Annotated in this window: 10 protein-coding genes and 3 pseudogenes; 3 read left to right on the top strand and 10 right to left on the bottom strand. The window is 61.0% G+C overall.

Features of this window, described 5'->3' with window-relative positions; all coding sequences use genetic code 11:
- Window positions 1-10: 10 nt before the first annotated feature.
- The 3 genes and pseudogenes from N7E02_RS03305 to N7E02_RS03295 form a co-directional block, all read right to left on the bottom strand.
- Window positions 11-954: pseudogene (locus N7E02_RS03305) on the bottom strand (ABC transporter substrate-binding protein).
- Window positions 955-1,059: 105 nt separating this feature from the next.
- Window positions 1,060-2,115: an ABC transporter permease gene (locus tag N7E02_RS03300; protein ID WP_286578051.1), complete on the bottom strand. Its 1,056-nt coding sequence runs from the start codon at window positions 2,113-2,115 to the stop codon at window positions 1,060-1,062.
- Between the two features lie 3 nt (window positions 2,116-2,118).
- On the bottom strand, window positions 2,119-3,669 hold the full coding sequence (locus tag N7E02_RS03295) for a sugar ABC transporter ATP-binding protein (protein ID WP_286578050.1): 1,551 nt from the start codon (window positions 3,667-3,669) through the stop codon (window positions 2,119-2,121).
- Between the two features lie 166 nt (window positions 3,670-3,835).
- On the opposite strand from N7E02_RS03295, the gene N7E02_RS03290 reads away from it, so the two are divergent.
- The gene (locus N7E02_RS03290) at window positions 3,836-4,507 is read left to right on the top strand and encodes a FadR/GntR family transcriptional regulator (RefSeq protein WP_286578049.1); all 672 of its coding nucleotides are present in this window, start codon (window positions 3,836-3,838) and stop codon (window positions 4,505-4,507) included.
- 6 nt (window positions 4,508-4,513) lie between these two features.
- On the opposite strand, the pseudogene N7E02_RS03285 reads toward N7E02_RS03290, so the two are convergent.
- Together N7E02_RS03285 and N7E02_RS03280 are read right to left on the bottom strand one after the other, a co-directional pair.
- Window positions 4,514-5,684: pseudogene (locus N7E02_RS03285) on the bottom strand (pyridoxal phosphate-dependent aminotransferase).
- A gap of 90 nt (window positions 5,685-5,774) precedes the next feature.
- Window positions 5,775-6,212, bottom strand: coding sequence for an Lrp/AsnC family transcriptional regulator (locus tag N7E02_RS03280; protein ID WP_286578048.1), 438 nt, complete (start codon window positions 6,210-6,212; stop codon window positions 5,775-5,777).
- 115 nt (window positions 6,213-6,327) lie between these two features.
- Here N7E02_RS03280 and rocF point away from each other — a divergent pair, with 115 nt between their 5' ends.
- Together rocF and ocd are read left to right on the top strand one after the other, a co-directional pair.
- Window positions 6,328-7,248 carry an arginase gene (rocF, locus tag N7E02_RS03275; RefSeq protein ID WP_286578047.1) on the top strand — a complete coding sequence of 307 codons (921 nt, stop codon included), beginning with the start codon at window positions 6,328-6,330 and terminating at the stop codon, window positions 7,246-7,248.
- Window positions 7,248-8,324 (top strand): ornithine cyclodeaminase, encoded by a 1,077-nt coding sequence (gene ocd / locus N7E02_RS03270; protein WP_286578046.1) that lies wholly within the window; start codon window positions 7,248-7,250, stop codon window positions 8,322-8,324. The genes rocF and ocd overlap by 1 nt, the downstream gene beginning before the upstream one ends.
- A gap of 15 nt (window positions 8,325-8,339) precedes the next feature.
- Here the strand turns inward: ocd and N7E02_RS03265 are convergent, their stop codons facing one another.
- The 5 genes and pseudogenes from N7E02_RS03265 to katG form a co-directional block, all read right to left on the bottom strand.
- A complete protein-coding gene (locus N7E02_RS03265; protein ID WP_374730607.1) occupies window positions 8,340-9,209 on the bottom strand; it encodes an MBL fold metallo-hydrolase in 870 nt (289 codons plus the stop codon).
- A 207-nt stretch (window positions 9,210-9,416) separates the two neighbouring features.
- Window positions 9,417-9,998, bottom strand: a complete 582-nt coding sequence (locus N7E02_RS03260) for a TetR family transcriptional regulator (protein ID WP_353622759.1) — start codon at window positions 9,996-9,998, stop codon at window positions 9,417-9,419.
- 90 nt (window positions 9,999-10,088) lie between these two features.
- Complete coding sequence (locus N7E02_RS03255) at window positions 10,089-13,235, bottom strand: multidrug efflux RND transporter permease subunit (protein ID WP_286578044.1); 3,147 nt, start codon at window positions 13,233-13,235, stop codon at window positions 10,089-10,091.
- Between the two features lie 12 nt (window positions 13,236-13,247).
- A pseudogene (locus tag N7E02_RS03250) lies at window positions 13,248-14,452 on the bottom strand (efflux RND transporter periplasmic adaptor subunit).
- A 352-nt stretch (window positions 14,453-14,804) separates the two neighbouring features.
- Window positions 14,805-16,985, bottom strand: coding sequence for a catalase/peroxidase HPI (gene katG, locus N7E02_RS03245; protein ID WP_286578043.1), 2,181 nt, complete (start codon window positions 16,983-16,985; stop codon window positions 14,805-14,807).
- Between the last annotated feature and the right edge of the window lie 166 nt (window positions 16,986-17,151).

Raw genomic sequence — 17,151 nt, 5'->3', positions numbered from 1 at the left:
CGGCTTGATTTTAGTAGAGAACGTTCTTGGCTTCCGGCTTGTCGATGTTGTCCTTCGTCACCACGACGACGCCGGTATCCACGGCCTTCTCGACCTTCTGCTTGCCGAGGATGGAAAGCAGCGTCTCGATGCCCTTCTCGCCCATCTGGTAGGAGCCCTGAACGACGGTCGCGGTCAGCGTGCCGTCCTTGACGAATTCCTGCAGGTCCTGGTTTCCGTCGAAGCCGATCGCAGTGATCTTGCCCGCCTTGCCGGCCTGCTTGATCGCCCGGCCCATGCCGATTGCGGTTGGCTCGTTGGCGCCGAAAATGCCTTTCAGGTCGCTATTGGCGGCCAGAACGTCAGTCGTCTGATTGAGCGCGGTCGCCATCTGCGACTGCGAATAATAGGGGCCGACGATCTCCAGCTTGGAATTGGCCTTGATATAGTCGGTGAACCCGCCGACACGGCCGATTTCGGAGCCTGCACCGGCGACATAGGACATGACGGCGATCTTGCCCTCGGTGCCGACCTTCTCGATCAGCGCCTTGGCCGCAAGCTCGCCGGCCTTGCGGTTATCGGTCGCGAGGAAGGACTGGTAATATTTGTCAGAACCCTCGGCGAGCTGGCTGTCGATGACAACGACCGGAATGCGTGCTTCCCACGCCTTCTTGACCGCCGGCACCAGCGCATCCGGATCGGACGGCGCGAGCAGGATCGCGGCCACCTTACGGTTGACGGCATTTTCGACCATGTTGACCTCGTCGGCGATGGCGGATTCCGCCGCCGGTCCCTGGAAGGTCATGGTGTGTTCGCCCTTGGCACCGCCGATCGCGGCCTCGGCACCCTTCTGCACGTTCTGCCAGAAGGTCGAGTTGACCGTCTTGACGATGACGGCGATTTCCCCGCCGAAGCGGCGGATGCCCCGACGAAGGCAAGTGCCGACGCCATCAGGACCGTTGCAAGTCTACGCATGTTTTCCTCCTCGAATGACCCCAATAAGGTCCGTTGTGCGGGAAGGCTCCTCCCCTTCCCGTGGCTTGGCATGTTCAGGCTCGACCCCCGGCCGCTCCCGTGTCCTCAGCGGCGGTTGCGCAACTGGTCGATCCAGACGGTGACCAGAATGACGAGGCCGATGATGATCTGCTGGGTGAAGGCTGAGACGCCGTTCATGTTCAATCCGTTGCGCAGGATGCCGATGACGAAGGCACCGATCATCGTACCAGAGATCGTCCCGACACCGCCGATCAGCGACGTGCCGCCGATCACGGCGCTGGCAATCGCATCGAGTTCGTAGGCCACGCCCTCGTTCGGCTGGGCGGTGACGAGGCGCGACATCAGCACGCAGCCGGTGAGACCCGCAAGCGTGCCGGACACGACATAGGTGAAGGCCGTGACGCGCGAGACGTTGACGCCCGAAAGCCGGGCCGCGTCGGCGTTAGAGCCGATCGCGTAGATATAGCGGCCAAGCACCGTGCGGTTCAGCACGAAGGCGGCGATGAAGCCGATGACGATCATCAGCACGACCGGATAGGGAATGCCCGGGAAGCTGACGACCGGAAACCCCTGGTCGTCGATGGATTCGATGCGGAACAGCGAGCCGTTGCCGAGTTCTCCGAAAGCCTCACCAAGACCGGACACCGCCCGCGCGCCAGTAATCTGCAGCGCCACGCCGCGGGCGATCAACATCATTCCGAGCGTTGCGATGAAGGGCGGCAATTTCAATTGGGTGACGACGAGCCCGTTGATCAGCCCGCAGAGCGACCCGGTCAGGATGCCGAGCAGCATCGAGATCCAGATCGGCAATTGCAGCTCCTTGACGGCGAGCGCCGCCACGACGCCCGCCAACGCGAGCACGGAACCGACCGAGAGATCAATGCCGCCGGTGATGATGACATAGGTGGCTCCGATGCCGAGCAGCGCGATGGACGTCACCTGCAAAGCGATCGTCATGCCGTTGCCGACGGTGAAGAAGGCGCTGCTGGTGGCGGAAAACACTGCCGCCAGCACGACAAGACTGCCGAGTGCTGCGAACTTCTGGATGATATCCTTCTGCCGTTCGCTCAGGCGGCGACCCTGACTGGCAGGGTTCGGAGCCGGCTGCTGCACCGGTTTTTCGCTGGTCATGTCGGCCATTCTCTAAAATCCCTGTTCGCCGCGCCGGCTGCTGCCGGAGGCGTAATGCATGATTTCTTCCTGGGACGTGTCGCGCGTCTTGAGCGTCGCGGTGATCCGGCCGCCGTGAAAGACAGCGATACGATCGGACATGCCCAACACTTCCGGCAGTTCCGAACTAATCAGCACGACGCCTATGCCGCGGGCCGCCAACTCGTCCATGATCTGGTAGATCGCGAATTTCGCGCCGACATCGATGCCGCGCGTCGGCTCGTCGAAGAACATGATGCGCGGTTCGCGGAACAGCCATTTGCCGATGATGATCTTCTGCTGGTTGCCGCCGGAAAGAAGACGGACCGGCTGGCTGAGGCTCGGTGTGCGGATGTTCAGGAGATCTACATAGCGCTGCCCCGCCTCCCGATGCCGCTTGCGGTCGATCACGCCGAACCGGCTCGCGACCGCCTCCATCCGCGCCATGACCAGATTGGCGTCGACCGGCATCTTCACCGCCAGACCTTGCGCCTTCCGGTCTTCGGAAAGGTAGGCGATGCCCGCCTCGATCGCGCTGCGCGGATCGGTGATCTTCAGTTCCTCACCATCGAGCGTGATCGTGCCGGCATCGAGCGGATCGGCACCGAAGATCGCGCGCGCCACTTCCGTGCGCCCTGCCCCCATCAGGCCGGCAAAGCCCAGGATCTCGCCTCGGCGGATCTCGAAACCGATATCGGAAAATACGCCACGTCTGGTCAGACCGATGGCGGAGAAGATGACCTCCTCGCCGGGCTCGCGCGTCGGCTCGGGAAACTTGTCCTCCAACGAACGACCCACCATACGGGCGACGATATCGTCGAGGGTGAGTGCGCCAAAATCATCGGTCGAGATATACCGTCCATCGCGCAACACGGTGACGCGATCGACGATTTCCACCAGCTCGTCCAACCGGTGGGATATGTAGATGATGCCGGTACCCTGGCTCTTCAGGTCACGAATAACCTTGAAAAGGAGTTGCGCCTCCTGCTCCGTCAGCGACGAGGTCGGCTCATCCATGATCAGCACGGTCGCATCAAGCGACAGTGCCTTGGCGATCTCGACCATCTGGCATTGCGCAACTGAAAGCGTACGCACCTGCACGTTCGGGTCGATATCGACGCCGAGCCTGTCGAGACAGCGCTTGGCATCGACGATCAGCTTCTTCCGATCGACCAGAAAGCCACGGCGCGGCTCGCGGGCGAGATAGATGTTTTCCGCCACTGTCAGGTGCGGAACAAGGTTGAGTTCCTGATGGATGATGGCGATACCGGCGGCTTCGGAGGCAAGCGTCGAGGCGAATTGCACCGGCTCGCCCTTGAAGGTGATCGATCCTGCATTGGGCTGGTAGACGCCGCTGATGATCTTCATCAGCGTCGACTTGCCGGCTCCGTTCTCGCCACAGACCGCATGCACTTCGCCGGCGCGCAGATCGAAGCTCACACCGGACAGCGCCTTGACGCCCGGAAACTCCTTCGACACGCCTTCCAGCTTCAAAAGCACGGCAGCAGGCATAGTCATGCCGACAGGTTGCGGCACTCCTCCCATCGCGATCTCCTCTTCGCGCAAGGGCGTCCCACGGCCCTTGGTTGCATCAAATCCCGCTCCCGACTTTTGGTCAAGCCAATTTTGACGATTTATCTTGCACACATGCCGAAATTTGCGACAACTATCCGTCAATCGCTTGTGAAATGTGCAAATTGGCCAGACCTCAATGACGGATACACGACGCCTCTACCAGCAGACTGCCGATCGCGTCCGGCTGCTCATCGCCAAGGGTGACTATCAGCCCGGTGTACGTCTACCGGCCGAAAGGGAGCTTGCGCAGCAGCTCGGCGTATCGCGTCCTTCTCTGCGGGAAGCCCTCATCGCGCTGGAGATCGACGGGACGATCGAGATCAGGATGGGGTCTGGCATCTATGTGCTGAACACGGCGAAACCTCCCGGCAATGGTCGATCGCTGGGGGAAAGCCCGTCGGAGCTGATGCAGGCACGAGCCGTGATCGAAAGCGCCATCATTGTCCAGGCTGCCGCGAGCATGACGAGCGAAACGCTTGTTGCGTTGCAGGCTATCCTTGCGGCGATGGCCGATGACATTGCGAATGGCCGCAAGCCGATAGAACAGGATCGGGCGTTTCACATCACCATCGCCGAAAGCGCCGGCAATACGCTGCTGGCCGAGATCGTCACGAACCTGTTCGACGAGCGCCACAGCCCGCTATCGGCCGGTATCCGCGGGCATTTCGAGACGACCGACAGCTGGACCGCGGCGCTGGTCGAGCATCATGCCGTTCTCGCCGCGCTTGAAGCGCGAGACCCGCTTGCGGCGCAGGCGGCGATGCATTCGCATCTTGCCGCATCCGGACGCCGCTGGCTGGAGAACTGACCGGGTCTACCGAGCGCGGATGTAGCGGCTCAGCCGCTCCGCCGCATCCTCGATCTGCTTCGGATCACGCAGATAACAGGCGCGCATGAAGGCCTCGCCGCCGGGGCCGAAGGCGGTGCCCGGCGCCATGCCGACACCCGTCGCATCGACGATCCGGAAAGCCTCCTCGCGGGCATCGGCAATGCCGTCGATCTTCAGAAAAGCATAGAGGGCGCCAGGTGGTCTGCGGGTCTCGACACGGTTGGTTGCCACCAGCGCGTCGCAGAGGATGTCGCGAGAGGTGCGCGCACGCCCGATATTCGTGCGGACGAAATCGTCGCCATGATCGAGCGCGGCGATCGCGCCCTTCTGCATGAACTGCGCGACGCCCGAGGTGGAATACTGGATGAGGTTGGTCAGCGTCTGGCCGATCTCGGCCGGCGCCACCATCCATCCGACGCGCCAGCCGGTCATGCACCAGTTCTTCGAGAAGGAATTGGCGAAGATGATCTCGGTCTTCCGGTTCCATCACATCCATGAAGGACGGCGCCCGAGCACCATCGAAATAATAGAGACCGTAGATTTCGTCGGCGATGATCCAGAGACCGTGGCGGCGGGCGAGATCGAGGATCGCCACAAGATCGTCCTTGGTCGCCGTCCAGCCGGTAGGGTTGGACGGAGAGTTGATGAACAGTGCCTTTGTCTTCTGCGTGATCAATGATGCGAGGCGATCGATATCGATCTGCCACTGGCTATCGATGAAATCGAGCACGACGGACTTCGGCTTCGCCTCCGCGACTGTGATCGCATGCACCACATTCGGCCATGCGGGCGAAAGATGGATGATCTCGTCGCCGGCAGAGGTGACAGCTTGGATGGCGAGCACGATCGACTGCATGCCCGAGCCGGTGACATAGACATTGTCGGTAGAAAGATTGTTGCCGTAGTGGCGATCGTAATAGCGGACGACCGCCTGCCGGAGTTCGGGAATGCCCTGCGTCCAGGTATAGAAGGTCTCGCCTGCCGCAAGTGCCTCACCCGCTGCCTTGGTAATGAACTCCGGCGTCGGCAGATCCCCTTCGCCGATCCAGAGCGGCATCAGGTTTTCACGCCCCCGGGCATAGGCGACAATTTCGCCGATACCACTGCGTGGCGCGGCTGCGGCACGGGCGCTGATATCCGGTCTGATGATGGTCATGGGCTTCTCGGCGTGAAGGAGAGTAAAATTGGCAGAACCAAGCAGTAGGTGCGCCGCACAAGCCCGTCAACTTCGGATATGGCTAAAGATTTAAAGCCTGGCCCTGGTACTGCGCGGCGTCGCCAGGAGAAGGTTGGTTTCACTGGCCGTGATGCCCGGCACCAGCCGGATGCGGCGTAGTACGTTATCAAAATCAGCGAGCGTCGCGGTGCCGAGCTCGACGACCAGATCCCAGCGGCCGTTGGTCGTGTGGATTTCCGAGATTTCCGGAAAGCCGCCGAGCGTGCGGATGACCCGATCGGCGACACGGCCCTCGATCTCGATCATCATGATGCCGCGTACGGGAAGATCCACGGTGTCGGCCCGAAGGATAACGGTATAGCCGAGAATGCTGCCATTGCGCTCGAGCTTTTCCATGCGGGCGCGCACCGTTGCGCGCGACGTGCCGAGGTCGGCCGCGAGATCGGAAATGCTTCGGCGTGCGTCGTGACGCAAAAGCGTCACCAGCTTGTGGTCGAATTCGTCCATGGACATATTGATAAATCACGCTGCCGAAATGAAAAGCTGTTTCGGCGTTTTTGGCAAATAGATCTGTTCAATCCGCCACCCACCCATGATCTTTTCAAGCAAACGGAGTAAAGACATGCATTGCAGACTGATCGGTATCCCTCTTCAGGACGGCGCCTCGCAGCTTGGCTGCGAAATGGGCCTGAGCGCGCTTCGCGTCGCTGATCTGAAGGGCGCGCTGGAAGAACTCGGGCACCAGGTTACGGATATCGGCAATGTAGTGATCGGCGATTTCCCGGATATCAGTCATCCAAACCCGGCCGTCCGCAACCTGCCGCAGATCGCAGCCTGGACGAAGCTCCTGACAGAGGTTGCCCATCGTGAAAGCGGCGAAGGCATGCCGATTTTCATGGGCGGCGACCATGCACTCTCAGCCGGCACCGTCGCCGGTGTCGCAAGATATGCAGCCGAACAGAACCGGCCACTCTTCGTGCTGTGGCTAGACGCCCATACGGATTTCCATACGCTGGATTCCACAAAAAGCGGCAATCTGCATGGCCTGCCGGCCGCCTATTATACCGGCCGTCCCGGCTTTGACGGCTACCTTCCGCCGCTCTCCCACCCGGTCGATCCGGCCAATGTCTGCATGATCGGCATCCGCAGCGTCGATCCGGCCGAGCGCGAGGCGCTGAAAGAGAACGACGTCACCGTGCATGACATGCGCACCATCGACGAACATGGCGTCGCCGTACTGGTGCGGCGTTTTCTCGACGACGTCGAGGCGGCCAACGGCATGCTGCATGTCAGTCTCGACGTCGACTTCCTCGACCCGTCGATCGCGCCTGCCGTCGGTACGACCGTGCCGGGCGGCGCGACTTTCCGCGAGGCACATCTGGTTATGGAAATGCTGCATGACAGCGGCCTCGTCACCAGCCTCGACCTCGTCGAACTTAACCCTTTCCTCGACGAGCGAGGCCGCACCGCCAAACTTCTCGTCGATCTCACCGCGAGCCTGATGGGCCGCACCGTCCTCGACCGACCCACAAGGAGCTATTGATGCCGGCAGAACAGCAGCTCAACATCGTCCCCTTCATCAGCGTCGAGAACATGATGGACCTCGTGCTCTCGACGGGGACGGAAACCTTCCTCAAGGAACTCGCGGCCTATGTGGAAGAGGATTTTCGCCGTTGGGAGCTGTTTGACAAGGTCGCCCGCATCGCATCCCATTCCCGTGACGGCGTGATCGAGCTGATGCCGGCCAGTGACGGCGCACTCTACGCCTTCAAATATGTGAACGGCCATCCGAAGAACACCAAAAGCGGCCGCCAGACGGTGACTGCCTTCGGCGTACTTTCGGACGTCGACAGCGGCTACCCGCTGCTCCTGTCCGAGATGACTATCCTGACGGCGCTCAGAACCGCAGCCACATCTGCAGTCGCAGCCAAATATCTGGCGCCGAAGGGTGCCAGAACGATGGCCCTGATTGGCAATGGTGCACAGAGTGAATTCCAGGCGCTCGCCTTCAAGTCGCTCCTCGGCATCGAAAACCTGCGGCTCTACGATATCGACCCGGCCGCGACCGAGCGCTGCCGCCGCAATCTCTCGCATCTGGGTCTGAATATCGTCGCCTGCCGCACGGCTGAGGAGGCCGTCGAAAGCGCTCAGATTATCACCACGGCCACTGCCGATAAGCAGAATGCGACGATCCTGACCGACAACATGATCGGCCCCGGCGTGCACATAAACGCCGTCGGCGGCGACTGCCCCGGCAAGACAGAACTGCACAGCGACATCCTGCTGCGCGCTTCTATCTTCGTAGAATATCCGCCGCAGACTAGGGTCGAGGGAGAGATTCAGCAATTGCCGGAGGATCTTCCGGTGACCGAACTCTGGAGGGTCATCACAGGCCAGACCGCTGGCCGAGCCGGCGGGGCTGAAGGAGACCGTCAGATCACCCTGTTCGACAGCGTTGGCTTCGCGACCGAGGACTTTTCCGCGCTCCGTTTTGTCTACGACAAGCTCAAGGGCTGCGATCGGTTCGAAAAGCTCGACCTCCTGGCCGATCCGGACGAGCCGCGGGACCTCTTCGGCATGCTGCTGCGCCGTCAGGCCGCAGCGCCTATCGGCGCGTAGACGACCAAGCTGCCCTCACCAAGCTGCTATCGAAAACGCGTCCAGCGGGATTTTCAGGTAGCTGCGGCCATTGCTTTCAGGCTCTGGCAGCCGCCCCGCATTGAGGTTGACCTGAAGGGCATGCAGCATCAGCCTTGGGAATGGTAACGTTGCGTCGCGCGCCTCCCGTGCGCAGATGAAGTCACCCCTTCTCTGGACATGCGGATTGCATGCCCTCTGCTCGGCAACCGTGCTTTCCCACAACGCCTCACGCCCACCGGGCCGGTAGTCATGACCGGTAAACAGGCGTGTCTCGTCGGGAAGCGCGAGGATGGCCTCGATCGAGGACCAGAGATTGGCAGCATTTCCACCTGGAAAATCTGCGCGCGCACTACCGCTATCAGGCATGAACAGCGTATCATGGATGAAGGCCGCATCACCTGCCACATAGGTGATTGACGCAAGCGTATGCCCCGGCGAGTGCATCACGCTACAGGATAGTTCGCCGATCTCGAACCGTTCTCCATTCTCGAAGAGGCGGTCCCATTGCGAGCCGTCGGTCTTCATCTGCGGCATGTTGTAGATCTTCTGCCAGAGTTTCTGAACCTCGGTCACCTTGGCGCCGATCGCCGTCGGTGCCCCGGTCACCTGCTTGAGGTAGCTGGCGGCAGACAGATGGTCGGCATGAGGGTGGGTATCAAGGATCCATTGCAGCTTCAGCTTTTCGCCATCGATATAGGCAAGGATGGCGTCCGCGCATGACGTAGCAATACTGCCGGACTTTTCGTCATAGTCCAGAACCGGGTCGATGATCGCGCAACACTTGATGGCGGGATCGGTGACGACATATTGTATGCTGCCGCTGCGCTCCTCGTAGAAGCCTTTGACCAGGGGACGGGCGCTCATCATGAAAATTCCGAATATTGATCGTCTGCAAACTGTGGCGGGCTGGTTATGGCCGATCATTCCAATCTCGGCAAACGGGCCTACAGGAGAAACATTCTTTCTCGCCGCTTGGCTCCGTTCAGAGCTGCGCACGCAACATGATGCCATTCCGAACAAGCGGGTCAAGCGCGCCCTATGGCTGTGCCCTAAAGCTGGTAAGCAGGCGTCTCACCTCATCACTGCCGTCCTTGATAAGGTCGAATTTCTGTCCGTACAAAAGCCAGTCCCAGCAGATTCCTTCATCAGCCATTTAAAGGCGCGGCTCGCGGATTTCGGTGTCCACGTTTCTACCAGGCGGCGCTGCCGTTCGGCCTTTACAAGGATATTCTCGAGATGCTGGGTATGTTCGTAATCCATCTTCTCAAGCTCCTCCTTGACCGGCTGGAACTCGTCGGTGAGGTTTGTTCTCAGCAGGATCGTGAGGAGCCGTTGGCGCTGGCGATCCCGCGCCAGCATCTGCAGCCAGTCGCAGGCCATCGCTTCGATCAGCAGTAGCGGGTCGCGCTCGCTGCCGTCGAGATCATCAACATCCGCCATGTTGACTCGAGGAAGTTGCGCAGCGTTGTAAAGCTCCAGGAAAAGATCGCTCTTGCTTTCGAAATGCCAGTAGATCGCGCCGCGCGTCACGCCCGCTGCAGTGGCGATCTCATCGAGTGTGCTGTTGGCCACACCCTTCTCGAAGAAAAGCTTCTCGGCGGCATCGATGATGGAGCAGCGGGTTTCCGCGGCCTCGGCCTTGGTGCGTCTCATTCTCCTCCCCTTCCGATAATTCCAAAGCGGTTGATGCTCTCGAACAGAAAGTCGTCGGCCCGGAAACCCATGGCTTCCGGGCCGATCTTATCAATGGGCTGATGCCGTTTCCGAGGCTTCGGCCTTGTCCCTAGTCAGCGGCTCCTTGCGAGCACCGCCGAACAGCCTCATGACGAACATGAAGAAGGCCGGAACGAAGAAGATCGCCAGCACCGTGGCCGAGATCATCCCGCCCAGAACGCCGGTACCGATGGCGTTCTGGCTGGCGGCGCTGGCACCGGTCGCGATCGCCATCGGAACGACGCCGAGCGTAAAGGCTAGCGATGTCATCAGGATCGGGCGAAAGCGCAGATGCGCGGCTTCCACAGTCGCCTCGTAGGTCGTCTTGCCCTCCGCTCGCAGATCCTTCGCGAACTCGATGATCAGGATCGCGTTCTTCGCCGACAGGCCGATGATCGTGATCAGACCGACGAGGAAGTACACGTCGTTCGGCATATCGCGGATCATCACGGCCGCAACCGATCCGATGACACCGAGCGGCACGACGAGCATGACCGACAGCGGAATGGACCAGCTTTCATAGAGTGCGGAAAGCAGCAGGAAGACGAACAGGATCGAGAGCGCGATCAACGCCGGCGCCTGAGAACCCGACTGAATTTCCTGCAGCGACTGGCCGGTCCATTCGTAACCGAAGCCGGTCGGAAGCTCCCCGGCCAAACGCTCCATCTCGGCGATCGCGTCACCCGACGAATAGCCCGGACCTGCCTGGCCCGCGATACGCACCGACTGGTAGCCATTGTAGCCAACCACCTGAGACGGTCCGCGCATCCACTCGACAGACGCGAACGAGGACATGGGCACCATGCCGCCGCTCGCATTGCGAACGTTCAGCTTGAGCAGGTCGGCCGTCTGCATGCGCTGGTTGCCATCCGCCTGGACGGTGACGCGCTGCATGCGGCCGGTATTCGGGAAGTCGTTGACGTAGGTCGATCCGAGGTTCGCGGTGATCGTTGAGTTGATATCGGAGAAGGTCACGCCGAAGGTGTTGGCCTTTTCACGATCGATCAACAAGTTGACCTGCGCTGCGTCGGGCATGCCTTCGATACGCAGGCCGGCAAGGATCGGGCTCTTGCCCGCCGCCGCCATCAGCTGATCGCGGGCGGCTGCAAGTGCTGCCTGTCCCTGCCCGGAGCGGTCCTGCAGGCGGAAGGTGAAACCGCTCGAGTTGCCGAGGCCCTGGATGGGCGGCGGCGACAGGGAGAAGGCGATCGCGTCACGCAGGCCAAAGATCTGGCCGTTGATCCGCTGGGCGATGGCGTCCGCGGAATCTTCCGGACCGCGCTCGTCCCAATCCTTCAGCGTGATGAAGGCGAGACCGGCGTTCTGGCCGGAACCCGAGAAGGAGAAACCGTTGATGGCTATGATGCGCTCGACGGCTTTTTCCTTCAGCGCGATCTGCTCGATCTGAGAGATCACTTCGGTGGTGCGATCGGTGCTGGCCTCTGCCGGTGCCTGGACGTCGACGATCAGGAAGCCCTGGTCCTCGTTCGGCAGGAATGAGGTCGGCAGCTGCAGGTAGGCCCAGCCGAGGCCTACGAGCAGGGCCAGATAGATCACCATGAAGCGGCCGGAGCGCTTGATGATCCCGCTGACACTGCGTGAATATCCGTGCGACGCCTTATCGAAGCCTCGATTGAACAGACCGAAGAAACCCTTCTTCTCGTGGTGGTCGTCCTTGATCGGCTTGAGGAACGAGGCGCAGAGCGCCGGCGTCAGCGACAGTGCGAGGAAGCCAGAGAACAGGATCGACACGACCATAGTCAGCGAGAACTGCTGGTAGATGATGCCAACTGCGCCGGGGAAGAATGCCATCGGGATAAAGACAGCGCTCAGCACCAGCGTGATGCCGATGATGGCGCCAGAAATCTGCCCCATCGCCTTGCGGGTCGCTTCCTTCGGCGACAGCTTTTCCTCAGCCATGATGCGCTCGACGTTCTCAACTACGACAATCGCGTCGTCGACGAGAATACCGATCGCCAAAACCATGGCGAACATGGTGAGCACGTTGATCGAGAAGCCGGAGGCGAACATGACGGCGCAGGTGCCCATCAACGCGACCGGCACGACGAGCGTCGGGATGATCGTGTAGCGAATGTTCTGCAGGAACAGGAACATCACCACGAAGACAAGGATCATCGCTTCTACCAGCGTGTGGATGACCTTCTCAATCGAAACTTCCACGAACGGGCTGGTGTCATAGGGGATTTCATATTCCACGCCGGCAGGGAAATACTGTTTCAATTCCTCCATCACCTGGCGAACGCCTTGCGACGTCGCGAGCGCATTGCCTGTCGGCGAAAGCTGCACGCCGATCGCGGCGCTTGGCTTGCCGTTGAGGCGCGAGGAGAAGTTGTAGCTTTCACCGCCGACTTCCACCCGTGCGACATCGCGCAGGCGTACCGACGAACCGTCAGGATTGGCGCGCAGGACAATCGCACCGAACTGTTCCGGGTTGGTCAGCTGGCCCTGCACGTTGATCGTGGCGGAGATTTGCTGCCCGATCGGGTTCGGCGTCGCGCCGATGCGGCCGGCAGCGACCTGTGCGTTCTGCGCTTCGATGGCACTGACGATGTCACCCGAGGTCAGGCTGAGACCGACCATCTTGTCCGGATCCATCCAGATGCGCATGGAGCGCTGGGTGGCGAACAGCTGCGCGCTACCAACGCCCGGCACGCGGCGAATTTCGCCGATGACATTGCGCTGCAGATAGTCGCCGAGGCCGATCGCATCGGTATTTCCGTCCGTTGAGGTCAGCGACACAACCGCGAGGAATGACGTCCCGGCCTGCTCGACGCGGATACCCTGCGAGGTGACGGCACCCGGAAGGCGGGGCTCGGCGCGAGCAATGCGGTTCTGCACCTCGACCTGGGCCTCACCGATATTGGTGCCTGGCGCGAAAGTGACGTTGATCGAGATACGGCCGGAGGATTCCGACGTCGATTCAAAGTAGATCAGCCCGGGGACACCGTTCAATTCTTCTTCGATCGGACGTGTCACGCTGAGATAGATGTTCTCAGGCGAGGCGCCCGGATAGTTGGTTGAAATGGAAATCTGCGGCGGTGCGACATTCGGATACTGCGCGATCGGCAGCATCGGAATGGCGATTGCGCCTCCCAGCATGATGAAGATCGCGACCACCCACGCAAAGATGGGCCGGTCGATGAAAAAACGTGCCATAGGACCGGATCCTTACTGCTGTGCAGGTGCTGCGGGCTGTTCGGCGTTGCCGCCTTCGGCTGCTTGCTCCGTCGCGGGCTTTTCGGGGCTCCACGGCTGCGGCTTGACGGTCGCGCCGGGCGCGGTCTTCTGGAACCCGTCGGCGACGACGCGGTCGCCCTCCTTCAGTCCCTGCGAGATGACCCACCGATCGCCGAGCGCCCTGCCGACCGTGACGCGGCGCGTTTCGACCTTGTCTTCCGCGGCGACGACGAGCACGCTCGCCTGGCCGCCGGCATCGCGCTGGACAGCCTGCTGCGGCACTGCGAAGGCGGTCTTTTCGACACCCTGCTGGATCTGGACGCGGACATACATGCCCGGCAGCAGATCGCCGTTCGGATTGGGGAATTCACCACGCAGCGTCACCTGGCCGGTTGTCTCATCGACGGCAGCTTCGGAGAACAGCAGACGACCGGGCTGTTCGTAGGGCGTACCGTCGTCGAGGATGAGCTTAACCTCTGCCTCATTGTCACCGGTCATCAGCTTGCCGTCCTCAAGCGCCTTGCGCAGACGAATGAGATCAGCAGCCGGCTGTGTGAAGTCGGCATAGATCGGATCAAGCTGCTGGATCGTCGCGAGATTTTCAGAACCGTTGGAACTGACCAGAGCACCTTCGGTGATCAGCGCACGACCGATACGGCCGCTGATCGGAGCGGTCACGTGCGAATACTGGAAGTTCAGGCGAGCTTCGGCAAGGCCTGCTTCGGCAACCGCAACTTCCGCATCGGCCTGAGCCAGCTGCGAAATTGCATTGTCGAACTCCTGCTGGGAAGCAACGTTGTTGCGCCGGAGCTGCTGCTGGCGGTCCGCGGTCTGGCGGGCCTGCAACTGCGCAGCCTTGGCGCGGGCGACTGTCGCCTCGGCGCTGTCGACCTGGACCTGGAACGGCGCGGGATCGATGCGGTAGAGGACGTCCCCTGCTTCACCAGCGAGCCCTGTTCGAAGACACGCTCGACAATGATGCCGGAAACGCGAGGACGCACTTCGGCAAGACGAGTCGGTGCGACGCGGCCCGGCAGATCATTGATGATCGGGAGAGATTCGGCAGCGATGGTTACGACACCGACGGGAGACGGCGGCGGCGCCTGCTGGGCTTGGCCGTCCTGTTTTTCCTGGCACGCAGCCAGAAATACGAGACAGGACAAAAGGGTGAGAGCGCGCAGGGGCGTCTTTTGCATCGAGCAGCTCCAGGGGTAAAGCCGAGGGTGGGAATTTTACATACAAACTAATACGTATATTCCATATAGCAAGGCTCTTGTGCATTGCACACTATTTGTTTGTGCACGCTCTTCAAATTCTTGTGGGGTTGAATCTATGGGCTGGATCGGCAGCCGACCCGCGGTCGCACGGGCGAGGTTGCGCCTCCAGCAAGTGGCAGAGGCGTTGGCGAAGCGGGCGTACAGAGCAAGTGTGGCGAGGGAACTTAGATGCCGCAAGATGAAAAATGGCGCGAGATGCCCGCGCCATTTTCCGAAAATCTGATACTATGCGAAGCGGGCGCGTCCATCGGCCGCACCCGCCAGTCACTTTTTAGACGAGATCAAAGCGATCTGCGTTCATGACCTTTGTCCACGCCGCCGCAAAGTCCTTGACGAACTTCTCCTTGGAGTCGGACTGGGCGTAGACTTCCGCGAAGGCACGCAGCTGCGAGTGAGAGCCGAAGATAAGGTCGACGCGCGTGCCGGTCCATTTTGGCAGTTTGGTCTTGCGGTCGCGCCCTTCATAGACGCCCTGCTTGCCGGCGGCCGGCGACCATTCTGTCGCCATGTCCAGAAGGTTGACGAAGAAGTCATTCGTCAACGTTTCCGGCTTGTCGGTGAAGATGCCATGCTCCGGATTTCCGGCCTTCAGCACGCGCAGGCCACCGATCAGGACGGTCATTTCCGGCCCGGTCAGAGTCAGAAGCTGCGCACGATCGATCAGCGCTTCCTCCGCCTTCAGGAACTGCAGCTTGGCGCTGTTGGTATAGTTCAAGAAAGCATCCATGCGCGGCTCCAGTGCCTTGAAGGACAGGACATCTGTCTGCTCCTGGCTGGCGTCGGTACGGCCCGGCGTGACAGGAACGGAGACGGCATAGCCTGCAGCCTTCGCCGCCTTTTCCACACCTGCGGCACCGGCGATCACGATCAGGTCGGCCAGCGAGACCTTCTTACTGCCATTGGCGCCGTTGAAGCCCTGCTGGATGCCTCCAAGCACGCCGAGCACCTTGGCGAGCTGCACCGGCTGGTTGGCTTCCCAGTCCTTCTGCGGCTCGAGACGAACGCGGGCACCATTGGCACCGCCGCGCTTGTCGGAGCCACGGAAAGTCGAGGCCGAAGCCCAGGCAGTGGAAACCAGTTCCTGCACCGTAAGACCGGTAGCGAGGACCTTTTCCTTCAGTGAAGCGATATCGGCATCATGGACGAGCGGATGATCGACCGGCGGGACGACATCCTGCCAGATCAGATCTTCGGCCGGGACTTCCGGACCGAGATAACGGACCTTCGGGCCCATGTCGCGATGGGTCAGCTTGAACCAAGCGCGGGCAAAGGCATCGGCGAACTCGGCCGGGTTTTCCAGGAAGCGGCGCGAGATCTTTTCATAGACCGGATCGAAGCGCAGGGCCAAGTCGCTGGTCAGCATGGTTGGGCGGTGCTTCTTGGCGGTATCGAAGGCATCAGGCACAGATGCATCGGCATCCTTGGCAACCCATTGATGCGCACCGGCCGGGCTCTTCGTCAGTTCCCATTCGAAGCCGAACAGGTTTTCGAAGAAATAGTTGCTCCACTGGGTCGGCGTCTGGGTCCAGGTGACTTCCAGACCACTGCCGATTGCATCAGTACCGATACCGCTATTGAACTTGCTGGCCCAGCCAAGGCCTTGGGCTTCCAACTCACCGGCTTCCGGATCGACGCCGACGAAGGACGGGTCGCCTGCGCCGTGGGTCTTGCCAAACGTATGGCCGCCAGCGATCAGCGCGACGGTTTCCTCGTCGTTCATCGCCATGCGGGCGAAGGTTTCGCGGATGTCGCGGGCCGAAGCCAATGGGTCCGGATTGCCGTTCGGACCTTCCGGATTGACGTAGATGAGGCCCATCTGCACGGCGCCGAGCGGTTCTGCCAGCTCGCGCTCGCCGCTATAGCGTTCATCGCCGAGCCAGGTACCTTCCGGCCCCCAGAACAATTCTTCCGGCTGCCAAGTGTCGACGCGACCGCCGGCGAAACCGAAAGTCTTGAACCCCATGGATTCCAGCGCGACATTGCCGGTCAGGATATAGAGATCGGCCCAGGAAATCTTGTTGCCGTATTTCTGCTTGATCGGCCAGATGAGGCGGCGGGCCTTGTCTAGGTTGACGTTGTCCGGCCAGCTGTTGAGCGGCGCGAAACGCTGCTGTCCGCCACCGGCGCCACCACGGCCGTCAGTGATGCGATAGGTGCCGGCGCTATGCCAGGCCATGCGGATGAAAAGGCCGCCGTAATGGCCGAAGTCGGCCGGCCACCATTCCTGGCTGTCGGTCATCAATGCGTGTAGATCGGCCTTGATGGCGGCCAGATCGAGCTTCTTGAATTCCTCGGCGTAGTCGAACGCCTTGCCCATCGGGTCTGCAAGACCCGTCTTCTGGTGGAGAATTTCGACATTTAGCTGGTTTGGCCACCAGTCACGGTTGGCCCTGCCGGCCGAGCCGCGAGCGACAGGACACTTGCCCGTGTTTTCGCTAGATTTCGCGTCCATGACGTTCTCCTCGTGTTTGCTCAATGAATTCGGCGACATGTGAAGAATGTGGCGCGCCGATCTCCGACAACACCCACCGGATCAGATCATCATCCCGGTGCGAAACGGCGATGACAGGCGCACATATTCCCCTTCCGAGATTCATATCGAACCAAAGCGATAAATT

It is taken from the genome of Terrirhizobium terrae, assembly GCF_030323265.1.
Classification (GTDB): domain Bacteria; phylum Pseudomonadota; class Alphaproteobacteria; order Rhizobiales; family Rhizobiaceae; genus Neorhizobium.
The sequence above is the reverse complement of the archived record's forward strand: the minus strand, read 5'-3'. Positions and strand labels throughout refer to the sequence as shown.

Bases quoted from the DNA above. Each gene is read 5' to 3' on its own strand.
- N7E02_RS03300 (WP_286578051.1), bottom strand. From the start codon at position 2,115: ATGGCCGACATGACCAGCGAAAAACCGGTGCAGCAGCCGGCTCCGAAC.
- N7E02_RS03295 (WP_286578050.1), bottom strand. From the start codon at position 3,669: ATGGGAGGAGTGCCGCAACCTGTCGGCATGACTATGCCTGCTGCCGTG.
- N7E02_RS03290 (WP_286578049.1), top strand. From the start codon at position 3,836: ATGACGGATACACGACGCCTCTACCAGCAGACTGCCGATCGCGTCCGG.
- N7E02_RS03280 (WP_286578048.1), bottom strand. From the start codon at position 6,212: ATGGACGAATTCGACCACAAGCTGGTGACGCTTTTGCGTCACGACGCA.
- rocF (WP_286578047.1), top strand. From the start codon at position 6,328: ATGCATTGCAGACTGATCGGTATCCCTCTTCAGGACGGCGCCTCGCAG.
- ocd (WP_286578046.1), top strand. From the start codon at position 7,248: ATGCCGGCAGAACAGCAGCTCAACATCGTCCCCTTCATCAGCGTCGAG.
- N7E02_RS03265 (WP_374730607.1), bottom strand. From the start codon at position 9,209: ATGAGCGCCCGTCCCCTGGTCAAAGGCTTCTACGAGGAGCGCAGCGGC.
- N7E02_RS03260 (WP_353622759.1), bottom strand. From the start codon at position 9,998: ATGAGACGCACCAAGGCCGAGGCCGCGGAAACCCGCTGCTCCATCATC.
- N7E02_RS03255 (WP_286578044.1), bottom strand. From the start codon at position 13,235: ATGGCACGTTTTTTCATCGACCGGCCCATCTTTGCGTGGGTGGTCGCG.
- katG (WP_286578043.1), bottom strand. From the start codon at position 16,985: ATGGACGCGAAATCTAGCGAAAACACGGGCAAGTGTCCTGTCGCTCGC.